The organism is Salipiger sp. HF18, assembly GCF_011806505.1.
Lineage (GTDB): Bacteria > Pseudomonadota > Alphaproteobacteria > Rhodobacterales > Rhodobacteraceae > Salipiger > Salipiger thiooxidans.
Genome location: NZ_JAATOS010000117.1, coordinates 1 through 10,577, shown reverse-complemented (window position 1 = coordinate 10,577; position 10,577 = coordinate 1). Strand labels below are relative to the sequence as shown.

The following is a 10,577-nucleotide window of genomic DNA, read 5'->3' as shown; positions in this document are numbered from 1 at the left end:
CTTTCCACCGTGCAGCAGCCCATCATGTGGTGGATTGCGACGACTTTGGTTTCAACGGGACGATCATGGACGGATTCCTCTTCCAGGCCTCGGTGTATCTGGCGGCTGCGGTAATCGCGGTGCCGATCGCCGCGCGACTCGGTCTCGGCTCGGTGCTGGGCTACCTGCTGGCGGGGATCATGATCGGCCCGGTGCTGCACCTCGTCGCCGCCACCGAGGACCTGCGCCACTTCGCCGAGTTCGGGGTGGTGATGATGCTCTTCATCATCGGGCTCGAGCTTGAACCGAGGGCGCTGTGGGACATGCGCCACCGGCTGGTGGGGCTGGGCGGGTCGCAGATCCTGCTGACCACGCTGGCGGTGATGGCCGCGGCCATGGCGCTGGGGCTCGGCTGGAAACCGGCTCTGGCCTCGGGGATGATCTTCGCGCTCTCCTCCACCGCGATCGTGCTGCAGAGCCTCAGCGAGAAGGGGCTGATGCAGTCCTCGGGGGGCAGGTCCGCCTTCTCGGTGCTGCTGACGCAGGACATCGCGGTGATTCCGATGCTGATCGTGCTGCCGCTGCTCGCCGGCGAGGCGGTAATGACGCTCTCGCCCGACGGCTCGATCCAGCGCCCCGAGACCGAGCTCGACGGCCACCACGGCCTGTCGCTGGTCGACGGGTTGCCCGGCTGGGGCGTGGCGCTGGTCACGCTGGCGGCGGTGGCGCTGATCATCGTGGCGGGCATCTACGGCGCCCGGCCGCTGTTCCGGCACATCACCCCCGCCCGCCTGCCCGAGATGTTCACCGCCGTGGCCCTGCTGATCGTCGCGGGCATCGCCTTCCTGATGGAGCTCGTCGGCCTGTCGCCCGCGCTCGGCACCTTCCTCGCGGGCGTGGTGCTTGCCAACTCCGAGTTCCGACACCAGCTCGAGTCGGACATCGAGCCCTTCAAGGGCCTGCTGCTGGGGCTCTTCTTCATCACCGTGGGCGCGGGCGTGGACCTCGGCGCCTTCATGCGCGAGCCGCTGACACTCCTCGGGCTGGCGCTGGGGATGATGCTGCTCAAGGGCGCGATCCTCTTCGGCCTCGCGCATGTGTTCCGCCTCAAGCCGCGCAGCCGCTGGCTGTTCGCGCTGTCGCTGGCGCAGGCCGGGGAATTCGGCTTCGTGCTGATCTCCTTCTCGCTGAACCTCAACATCTTCAGCGAGGAAATGGGCCAGCGCCTGCTGCTCGTGGTCGCGCTGTCGATGCTGATCACGCCGCTGCTCTTCATCCTCTTCGACTGGCTCTCCACCCGGGTCGAGGAAACCCGCGACGCCCAGCCCGCCGCCGACAAGGTCGAGGCCGAGGGCCCGATCATCATCGCGGGCATCGGGCGCTTCGGGCAGATCGTCAACCGGCTGGTGCAGAGCTCGGGCTTCCGCACCGTGGTGATCGACCACGACATGAAGACCATCGAGCTGATGCGGCGCTTCGGCTACCGCGGCTTCTTCGGCGACCCCACCCGGCCCGAGCTGCTGCACGCGGCGGGGATCAAGGATGCCAAGGTGATCGTGGCGGCGCTCGACGACCCCAAGGCCACCACCAAGCTGGTGCGCTTCGCCCGGCGGATGCGCGACGATGTCTTCATCGTGGCGCGGGCGCATGACCGCACCCACGTCTACGAGCTCTACCAGGCGGGCGCCGACAAGATCGTGCGCGAGATGTTCGACAGCTCGCTGCGCGCCGGGCGTTACGTGCTGGAGGAGGTCGGGATGACCGACTACGAGGCCGCCATCGCCGAGGAGACCTTCTACCGCCACGACCGCACCACGGTGCAGGAACTTGCGAAGCTCTGGGATCCGAACATGCCGTCTTCCGAGAACGAGGCCTACATCACGCGCGCCCGCGAGCTCGAGAAGGAGCTCGAGACCGCGCTCTACACCGCCCTCTCGGAAAAGCGCGACGACGTGGCCTGAGCCCCTGCGCGGCCCCGCCCGGGTGGACGGATGGGCTTGCGGCCGGGCCGACGAACGGGCCCGAGGTCATACGTGGGACGCTTGAAGCCCGGAGACTGAAGCCTGTGGACCGGGCACCGGGCACCGGGCACCGAGCACCGAGCACCGAGCACCGAGCACCGAGCACCGAGCAACTGTCTGCCTTGGCCCCGGCGTGGGCAACCGGCCCGTGCCCGCAGCCCCGGGGCGGACAGTCGGGACCTGCTTCGGCCCCGACCACGCGGACAAGAAAAAAGCGGACCCCGGGGCCCGCTTCCTTCGATCTTCGATGCCGTGCCGGTGAGGCGGCTCAGGCGGCGCGCAGGCCGAGAACCTCGTCCACCTGACGTGCGGCGGCAACCTCGTCGCCGCCGCTGACGGCCGCGACTTCGCGGGTCAGGCGCTCGAGCGCGGCCTCGTAGAGCTGACGCTCGGAATAGCTCTGCTCGCGCTGGTCGTCGGCGCGGTGCAGGTCGCGCACGACCTCGGCGATGGCGATCAGGTCGCCAGAATTGATCTTCTGCTCATATTCCTGCGCGCGGCGGGACCACATGGCACGCTTCACCTTGGCCTTGCCCTTGAGGGTCTTCATGGCCTGGCTCACGACGTCCGGCGAGCTCAGCGAGCGCATGCCGATTTCGCTGGCCTTGTGGGTCGGAACCCGCAGGGTCATCTTGTCCTTCTCGAAGGAGATCACAAACAGTTCCAGCTTGATGCCGGCGATTTCCTGCTCTTCGATCAACACGATCTGACCCACGCCATGAGCGGGATAGACCACGTAGTCGTTCGGGCGGAATTCGTTCTTCTTGGTCTTGGTCGTCATATGCAACAGAGTCCTCAGCAGCCAAACCACACCACACAGCGACAGAAAAGACGGACGGATATGCGGTGCATCCCGTTCGCCTGGAACCGACTGGTATTCGATTATGTCATCGGGCGCAGGTATCCCTTGCCCCGTGTGTGTGGCCTTGTCATGTGTGTTATACACTTTACCACATTTGCGCCTCGTTTCCCAGAATCTTGGCGGAAACAGGGAAACCCGGGAAATTCAACAAGTTGCCTCTGCGTGTTAACGCAAACGCAACCAATTTCCCGACGAATGCGCGAATCGGTTCTCAGCCGCCCTCGCCGGGCGCCTCGGAGAAGTACTTGTCGAGCTTGCCGGGTTCGCCGTCGCGGTCCTCGTATCCGGGCATCGGCTCTTTCTTCGAGATGATGACCGGCCACATTTCGGCGTACTTGCGGTTGAACTCGACCCACTTGTCCATATCCGGCTCGGTATCGGGCCGGATCGCGTCTGCGGGGCACTCGGGCTCGCAGACACCGCAGTCGATGCACTCGTCGGGATGGATGACGAGCGTGTTCTCGCCCTCGTAGAAACAATCGACCGGGCACACTTCGACACAGTCGGTGTACTTGCAGGCGATGCAGTTCTCAGTGACCACGTAAGTCATGGCAGTCCATCCGTCAGGGTCTTGCGATATCCGGCCTAGCTAGACCACGGCGCGCGATCATTCAAGCACATCCCGCTGCTTGTCGAGCGCGCGGCGGTCACGTTTCGTCGGACGCCCCCCGCCCTCGTAGCGCGGGGTGGCGGCCATCGGGGCCTCGTCTGCGCCACGGGGCCGCGGCGGATCGAGGTCCTCGTAGAGCGTCTGCGCCTCCGGAGCGGGGCCGCGCCGCTCGCCCAGCGCCACGACACGGATGACCCGCACGTCGCGCCCCTGGGCGAAGGTGAGCACGTCCCCGGGGCCGACGGCGAAGGCGGGCTTCGCCACCGACGTCCCGTTCACCCGCAGCCCCGAGGCAACGACCTTGGCCGCCAGGCTCCGCGTCTTGAAGAAGCGGGCGTGCCAGAGCCACTTGTCGATGCGCAGCTTTTCGGGACCGCCCGTCACTTACGACTTGCTCTTGAACCCCATGAGGGCCGCTGCGAAGGGGTTGTCGGGATCGATCTTCTGCTCTTTGCGGGGGCGCGACTCGTAGGTCTTGGGACCCTTGTCGCCGCGATCGCCCTGCGGCTTGCCGCCCTTGCCCTTCTTGCCGCCGCCGCCCTTGCCCTTGGGCGCACCGCCCTTTCCACGGGCGCCGCGCTGGCCGTCGCGCTCACCGCGGTCGCCACCACGGGCTCCGCCGCCGTCACGCTCGCGGCCACCTTCGCGACGCGGGCCGCGGTTGCGGTTGCCGCCCCAGGTGAAGGTGTAGAAGACCTCGATCTCCGGACCGGCCAGGGCCTCGTCCGGTGCCGAGCCCGGCAGGATCTCTTCTTCGGGGGTCTCGGCGATGCCGTCGTCGACAGCGACCGCTTCGGGGTCCTCGTCGACCGGGGCGATGCCCTCGTCGGCGATGGTCTCGGTGCCCGGCACCTCGTCCGCAGCCACCGGCGTCTCGGCCGGATCGGCCATCGCGGCGGGCGTCGCCTCTTCTTCGCGCGCAGCGTCGAAGACGGGCTCGTCGGCGCCCGGCTCACCCGTGGGCTCGGAGGTCTCGGTCACCACCTCGTCGGCGGCGCGCACCTTGTTGCGCTCGGCCTTCTCGGCACGGTAGCCCAGCCCGCCCATCAGGTCGGCGAACTGCTCGAGCGTCATGCCGGTGATCGACAGCATGTCCGGGTTGGCCTCGAAGCCGCCACGGCTGTCCTGTGCGCGCAGGAGGTCGGCGAGACGCTCGAGCATGTCGATGCGGATCGAGCGCTCGCCCGCCGGACGGTAGCCGGCCAGCGTGTAGTGCTGCATCGGCACGTCGCGGATGTTCGGAACGGTCACCAGACCCGGTGGCGGGGCCTCGGGGAAGCTGTCGAGATCGTTCGCCAGCGACCACAGCACCAGGCGCAGACGGGTCGGCGCGGGCTTCAGCAGCAGCGGCATGAAGATCGTGTACTGGCCGAAGCGCATGCCGTGCTTGCGCAGGGCGCCGCGGGCTTCCTGGTCAAGCTGCTTGACCTCGTCCGCCACTGCGTTGCGGGGGATGATCCCCATGTTCTCGACCATGCGGAACGCGAAGCCGCGCGCCAGGCCGTTCAGCGTCTCGTCGCGCTGCAGGTTCAGCAGCGGTTCGAACAGCGCCGCGATCTTGCGGTCGATGAAGTGCTGCAGACGGCGCTCGACCTTCTGGATCACGTCGGACCCCGCGATGTCGTCGACGAACGCCACCACGCGCGGTTTCATCGGATCGTCGCCCTTGGCGAGCTTGCCCACCGCCTGATCGCCCCACATGAGGCCACCTTGCTCGGTGAAATCGATCTCGGTATCGGGCGCGTTGTAGAACCGGTCCGCCCGCAGGTGGAAATGCGGCGCCAGCGCCTGCAACGACGCCTGTTTCAGCGTCTTGGCTTCCTGCCCGGTGGCATTCTGATCCTGACGGAACCGGAATCCCTCGAGTCGACCGACGAATTCGCCTTCGACGGTCACTTCACCCTTGTCGTTCACCTCGGCCAAGAGGGCCTCCTTCTGCTTCAACCGGCGAAGCAGCACTGAGGTCCGCCGGTCAACAAATCTTTGAGTCAGCCGCTCGTGCAAAGCGTCGGACAGTGCGTCTTCTACAGCGCGGGTCGCCTCGCGCCAATGGCTTTCGTCATCGACCCACGAACGGCGCTGAGCCACGTAGGTCCATGTGCGGATATACGCCAACCGTTTCGACAGGGTATCAATATCGCCGTCGGTCCGGTCGATCCGCTTCACCTGCCGGGCCATGAAGTCCCTCGGGATCTCGCCGCGCTCGTGCAGGTGCTGGAAGATAACCTGCAAGAGGCCTGCATGTTCCGCGTGACTGATTCCCCGGAAATCGGGGATCCGGCACACGTCCCACAAGAGCTGCACCGAGCGCGGGTCCGAGGCACGGGCCATGATCTCGGCCTCGTTGCCCAGCGACTTCAGCACCTGCAGGTCGTCGGCCTCGCGCGCCTTCATCAGCCATTCGTTGTTCGGGCTCTCCTCGAGCGACTCGATCAGCGTCCGGATCGAGCCGAAGCGCAAGGCCGGGTTGCGCCAGTTGAGCTTTCGCAGCGGCGTGAAGCTGTGGGAGGTGATCGCCTCGACCCAGTCGTCGGGGATCTGGCCCGCGTCGCCGGTGGTGCCGAAGGTGCCCGGCTTCATCCCGCGCCCGGCCCGGCCGGCGATCTGCGCCAGCTCGTTGGGCTGCAGCTCGCGCATGCGGCGGCCGTCGAACTTGGTCAGCGACGAAAAGGCCACGTGGTCGATGTCGAGGTTGAGCCCCATGCCGATGGCATCGGTCGCCACGAGATAGTCGACCTCGCCGTTCTGGTAGAGATCCACCTGCGCGTTGCGAGTCCGGGGGCTGAGCGCGCCCATGACCACTGCGGCCCCGCCCTTGGTGCGGCGGATGAGCTCGGCGATGGCGTAGACGTTGTCGACCGAGAACCCGACGATGGCCGAGCGCGCCGGCATCCGGCTGATCTTCTTCGAACCCAGGTAGGACAGCTGGCTCATGCGCTCGCGGCGGATGAACTCGCAGCCCTTCACCAGCGCCGCGATCGGGCCGCGCATGGTGTCGGAGCCGAGGAACAGCGTCTCGTGCAGCCCGCGCATCCGCAGCAGCCGGTCGGTGAAGACGTGCCCGCGCTCGGGATCGGCGCAGAGCTGGATCTCGTCGATGGCGACGAAATCGCAGCCCATGCCCTCGGGCATGGCCTCGACGGTACAGACCCAGTACTGGGCCCGCGCCGGAACGATGCGCTCTTCGCCGGTGACCAGCGCCACCACCGAGGGACCGCGCGCCGCGACGATCTTGTCATAGACCTCGCGCGCCAGCAGCCGCAGCGGCAGGCCGATCATGCCGGTACGATGACCGAGCATCCGTTCGATGGCGTAGTGGGTCTTGCCTGTGTTGGTCGGGCCGAGAACGGCCGCGATCCGTGCGCTCTGGGGCATGTTGCCGCCCTGTTCTTTCTGTCAGGCGTTCAGATCGAGATGCCCTGGACCTTACCAGCGAGACGCTCGAGCGCCCCGGTCACCTCTTCATCGAACGGTCGAAGCTCCAGTACCTTCGCATAGGCCTCGTACGCAAGCGCATCGTTGCCAAGCTGGTCGTGGATCGCGGCGACACCGCGCAGGGCCCCGAAATGCACCGGGTTCAGCGCCAGAACATGCTCGAGCGCGTCCATCGCCGGGCCGAACATCTCGACCTGGTAATAGGCGAGCGCCAGCGCGTGCCAGCCCTCGGCGAATTGCGGCGCATGATCGGTGAGCGCGGTGAGATGGCCGATGGCGGCATCGGTCTCGTTGACCTCGAGCGCGTCGCGGCCCCGCTTCAGCAGCAGGTCCATCGCGGCCGAGCCGGATTTGGACCACTCCATGTAAAGGGCCTTTTCCAGCCGCTCGGCCTGCGCGGCGGACTCGGACGCGGCGAGTTCCTCGAGAAGCTCACCGGCACGATCCTGCGCAAGCGCGGTGTCGGGTAAGGAAAACATGACTGTGGCCGCGAATGCCGCCACGATACATTTGCGAAAGGGTCGACGCATGCTCATAGCTTCCAAGTGTAACCCGAGTCTGCTGGAAAGCCAGCACAGGATTTCGTGAAGGAAGGAACACTATGAGCGAAGTTGTCAGCAAGGCCGTGGAGGCCCTGAACGCAAAGCTGGACGGAGAGGGATTCGACGGCGTGGCCAAGTTCGTCATCGAAGACGAGGGCAGCATCATCGTGGACGAGAACGGCGCCCGTGCGGGTGACGACGATGCCGACGTGACGCTCAGCGCCGACACCGACACCTTCCAGCAGATCATCGAGGGCGACCTGAACCCGACCGCGGCTTTCATGTCGGGCCGGCTCTCGATCGACGGGGACATGGGCGCCGCGATGCGCCTGGGTGGAGTGCTTTCGTAACATGCTTCTGGACGCGCCCTTCTACGCCGAGCTCGCCGAAGGCCCCGAGGGCGCGCGCGCCTACTGGATCGGCACGCAGGACAACCTGCGTGTCCGTATCGCCCACTACCCCGGCCCCGGGGACGCACAGGGCACCGTCCTGATGTTCCCCGGCCGCACCGAATATTGCGAGAAATACGGCCGCGTCGCCGCCGATTTCGCCGAGCGCGGCTTTCACACGCTGACCATCGACTGGCGCGGCCAGGGGCTGGCGGACCGCATGCACGAGGACCCGCGCGCCGGGCACGTGAACCTGTTCCAGGACTACCAGTACGACGTCTCGGCCATGCTCGACGCGGTCGACCTGCTCGAGCTGCCGCGGCCGCTGTTCCTTGCGGCGCATTCCATGGGCGGCTGTATCGGGCTGCGCGCGCTGGTCGAGGGCCTGCCCGTGGCCGCTGCGGGCTTCACCGGCCCGATGTGGGGAATCCGCCTTGCCGCCGCCCTGCGCCCCGCCGCCTGGGCGCTTGGCTGGGGCAGCGCGCGGGTCGGGCTCGACCACATCTATGCGCCCTCCACCGGCCCCGACAGCTATGTCGCCACCGGGCTCTACGAGGGCAACCTGCTGACCACCGACCGCGGCGGCTGGACCTACATGCAGCGCCAGGTGACCGAGATCCCCGAGCTGCAGCTTGGCGGGCCGTCGCTGCGCTGGCTGCACCAGGCGCTGGCGGAATGCCTGGCGCTCGCCCGCCTGCCCGCCCCCGACCTGCCCGCCATCGCCTTCGTCGGCAGCAACGAGCGCATCGTCGACGTGCCCCGCATCGTCGCCCGCATGACCGCCTGGCCCGGCGGACGGCTCGAGCGGGTGCAGGGCGGCGAGCACGAGGTGCTGATGGAGGACGCGGTGACCCGCGGCCGTATCCTCAGCCAGATGGCGCAGGTCTTCGAGGACGCCGCCCGCAGCGCTGACGCCGCCGCCCGCTGGGCCTGAGCTTTCCCGCCCGCACGGCGCCCTAACGCCCGCTGGGCCTGAACTCCCCCCCGCCCGGCGCATCGTCGCTCACTCGGCCTGCCCCCGCCCGGCGCATCGCCCGCTTAACCCGAGCTTTCCCGCCCGGCGCGCCGCGCTAGCTTCGGCTGCATGGGCGACGTTCTGACCTTCACCGACAGGGGCATCTACTGCCCGGCAGGGGATTTCCACATCGACCCTTGGCGCCCGGTGGCGCGCGCGCTCATCACGCACGGCCATTCCGATCATGCCCGCCCGGGACATGGCGCCTATCTCGCCACCGATGCCGCCACCCCGGTGATCCGCCACCGGCTGGGCGAGATCGCCATCGACACCATCCGCTTCGGCGAGACCCGGCGCATCGGAGGTGCCACGGTCAGCTTTCACCCCGCCGGCCACATCCCCGGCTCGGCGCAGGTCCGGGTCGAGGTCGGCGGCGAGGTCTGGGTGGTCTCGGGCGACTACAAGCTCGCCCCCGACGGGCTCTGCGAGACCTTCGAGCCGGTGCGCTGCCACGCCTTCATCACCGAATGCACTTTCGGGCTGCCGGTCTTCAAGTGGCGCCCGCAGCGCGAGGTCGCCGCCGACATCAACAGCTGGTGGGCCGCCAACGCCGCCGAGGGCCGGGCCTCGATCCTCGGCGCCTATTCGCTGGGCAAGGCGCAGCGGCTGCTGGCGCTGCTCGACCCGGCGACCGGTCCGATCCTCACCCACGGCGCGGTCGAGAACACCAACGCGGTGCTGCGGGCCCAGGGCTACGCGCTGCCCGACACCACCCACGTGACGCCCGAGCTCGACCTCAAGGCCCATCCCGGTGCCATGGTCATCGCCCCGCCCTCGGCGCTCGGCTCGAACTGGGCACGGCGCTTCGGCCCCGCCCGCACCGCCGTCGCCTCGGGCTGGATGCGGCTGCGCGGGGTGCGCAGGCGGCGCGGCGCCGACCGGGGCTTCGTGCTCTCGGATCACGCCGACTGGGACGAGTTGCACACAGCCATCCGCGAGACCGGCGCCGAGAGGATCTTCGCCACCCACGGCTACACCGAGATCTTCGCCCGCTGGCTGGTCACGCAGGGCTTCGACGCGCAGGTTGTCCCGACCGAGTTCGGCACCGCCGAGGACGACGCCGAGGACGCCGCATGAAGGCCTTCGCCGAGCTTTTCACCGCCATCGACCAGAGCACCAAGACCACGGTGAAGACCGCGGCGCTGGCCGAGTATTTCCGCACCGCGCCCGAGTCCGACCGGCTCTGGACCGTGGCGCTGTTCTCCGGCCGCCGCCCCAAGCGCGCGGTGACCACGACGCAGCTTCGGGAATGGGCGGCAGAGCGCGCCGGCGTGCCGCTCTGGCTGCTCGAGGAATGCTACCCCATCGTCGGCGATCTCGCCGAGACCATCGCACTTCTGCTGCCGCCGCCCGGGCGCGGCGGGGACCGCACGCTCACCGCCATGCTCGAGGCGCTCTCGGACCTGCCGAACCGCGACCTCGAGGCCCGCAAGGCCTTCATTCTCGAGGCGTGGGACGGGCTCGACGAGACCGAGCGCTTCCTCTTCAACAAGCTGATCACCGGCGGTTTCCGCATCGGCGTCAGCCGCAAGCTGATGACCCGCGCGCTGGCGCAGGCCACCGGGCAGGACGAACCGGCGATGGCGCTGCGGCTGATGGGCGACTGGACCCCGCAGGGGACCACGTGGGACCGGCTGGTGGCCGCGGACACGCCCGAGGCCGACGACAGCCGCCCCTACCCGTTCTACCTCGCCTACCAGATCGACGCCGGCCCAGATCGGAAG

9 protein-coding genes and 1 pseudogene are annotated in these 10,577 nt (G+C 68.1%); 5 read left to right on the top strand and 5 right to left on the bottom strand.

The window, feature by feature from the left end; translation table 11 throughout:
* The first annotated feature begins 65 nt into the window (after nt 1-65).
* Nucleotides 66-1,940, top strand: a complete 1,875-nt coding sequence (locus HC022_RS12040; RefSeq protein WP_167452588.1) for a monovalent cation:proton antiporter-2 (CPA2) family protein — start codon at nt 66-68, stop codon at nt 1,938-1,940.
* A 328-nt stretch (nt 1,941-2,268) separates the two neighbouring features.
* Here HC022_RS12040 and HC022_RS12035 read toward each other — a convergent pair whose 3' ends face one another.
* The 5 genes from HC022_RS12035 to HC022_RS12015 all read right to left on the bottom strand — a co-directional run bounded on the left by HC022_RS12035 (nt 2,269) and on the right by HC022_RS12015 (nt 7,386).
* Nucleotides 2,269-2,781 (bottom strand): CarD family transcriptional regulator, encoded by a 513-nt coding sequence (locus tag HC022_RS12035; RefSeq protein WP_008884247.1) that lies wholly within the window; start codon nt 2,779-2,781, stop codon nt 2,269-2,271.
* Nucleotides 2,782-3,073: 292 nt separating this feature from the next.
* Nucleotides 3,074-3,412 (bottom strand): ferredoxin FdxA, encoded by a 339-nt coding sequence (gene fdxA / locus HC022_RS12030; protein ID WP_008883864.1) that lies wholly within the window; start codon nt 3,410-3,412, stop codon nt 3,074-3,076.
* Nucleotides 3,413-3,469: 57 nt separating this feature from the next.
* A complete protein-coding gene (locus HC022_RS12025) occupies nt 3,470-3,856 on the bottom strand; it encodes an RNA-binding S4 domain-containing protein (protein WP_167452587.1) in 387 nt (128 codons plus the stop codon).
* Nucleotides 3,857-6,847, bottom strand: coding sequence for a helicase-related protein (locus tag HC022_RS12020; RefSeq protein WP_167452586.1), 2,991 nt, complete (start codon nt 6,845-6,847; stop codon nt 3,857-3,859).
* Nucleotides 6,848-6,876: 29 nt separating this feature from the next.
* Nucleotides 6,877-7,386 (bottom strand): hypothetical protein, encoded by a 510-nt coding sequence (locus HC022_RS12015; protein WP_008883956.1) that lies wholly within the window; start codon nt 7,384-7,386, stop codon nt 6,877-6,879.
* A gap of 122 nt (nt 7,387-7,508) precedes the next feature.
* Between HC022_RS12015 and HC022_RS12010 the strand changes: the two genes are divergently transcribed.
* From HC022_RS12010 to HC022_RS11995, 4 genes and pseudogenes are all read left to right on the top strand, one after another.
* Nucleotides 7,509-7,799, top strand: coding sequence for an SCP2 sterol-binding domain-containing protein (locus HC022_RS12010; RefSeq protein WP_008886351.1), 291 nt, complete (start codon nt 7,509-7,511; stop codon nt 7,797-7,799).
* 1 nt (nt 7,800) lies between these two features.
* Nucleotides 7,801-8,772, top strand: a complete 972-nt coding sequence (locus tag HC022_RS12005; protein ID WP_167452585.1) for an alpha/beta fold hydrolase — start codon at nt 7,801-7,803, stop codon at nt 8,770-8,772.
* A 150-nt stretch (nt 8,773-8,922) separates the two neighbouring features.
* The gene (locus tag HC022_RS12000; protein ID WP_008885764.1) at nt 8,923-9,930 is read left to right on the top strand and encodes a ligase-associated DNA damage response exonuclease; all 1,008 of its coding nucleotides are present in this window, start codon (nt 8,923-8,925) and stop codon (nt 9,928-9,930) included.
* A pseudogene (locus HC022_RS11995) lies at nt 9,927-10,577 on the top strand (ATP-dependent DNA ligase); the annotation flags it as partial. The gene HC022_RS12000 and the pseudogene HC022_RS11995, both read left to right, overlap by 4 nt.

Excerpts from the sequence above, each read along its gene's own strand:
- HC022_RS12040 (WP_167452588.1), top strand. The coding sequence starts at position 66 with ATGGACGGATTCCTCTTCCAGGCCTCGGTGTATCTGGCGGCTGCGGTA.
- HC022_RS12020 (WP_167452586.1), bottom strand. The coding sequence starts at position 6,847 with ATGCCCCAGAGCGCACGGATCGCGGCCGTTCTCGGCCCGACCAACACA.
- HC022_RS12005 (WP_167452585.1), top strand. The coding sequence starts at position 7,801 with ATGCTTCTGGACGCGCCCTTCTACGCCGAGCTCGCCGAAGGCCCCGAG.
- HC022_RS12015 (WP_008883956.1), bottom strand. The coding sequence starts at position 7,386 with ATGTTTTCCTTACCCGACACCGCGCTTGCGCAGGATCGTGCCGGTGAG.
- fdxA (WP_008883864.1), bottom strand. The coding sequence starts at position 3,412 with ATGACTTACGTGGTCACTGAGAACTGCATCGCCTGCAAGTACACCGAC.
- HC022_RS12010 (WP_008886351.1), top strand. The coding sequence starts at position 7,509 with ATGAGCGAAGTTGTCAGCAAGGCCGTGGAGGCCCTGAACGCAAAGCTG.
- HC022_RS12000 (WP_008885764.1), top strand. The coding sequence starts at position 8,923 with ATGGGCGACGTTCTGACCTTCACCGACAGGGGCATCTACTGCCCGGCA.
- HC022_RS12035 (WP_008884247.1), bottom strand. The coding sequence starts at position 2,781 with ATGACGACCAAGACCAAGAAGAACGAATTCCGCCCGAACGACTACGTG.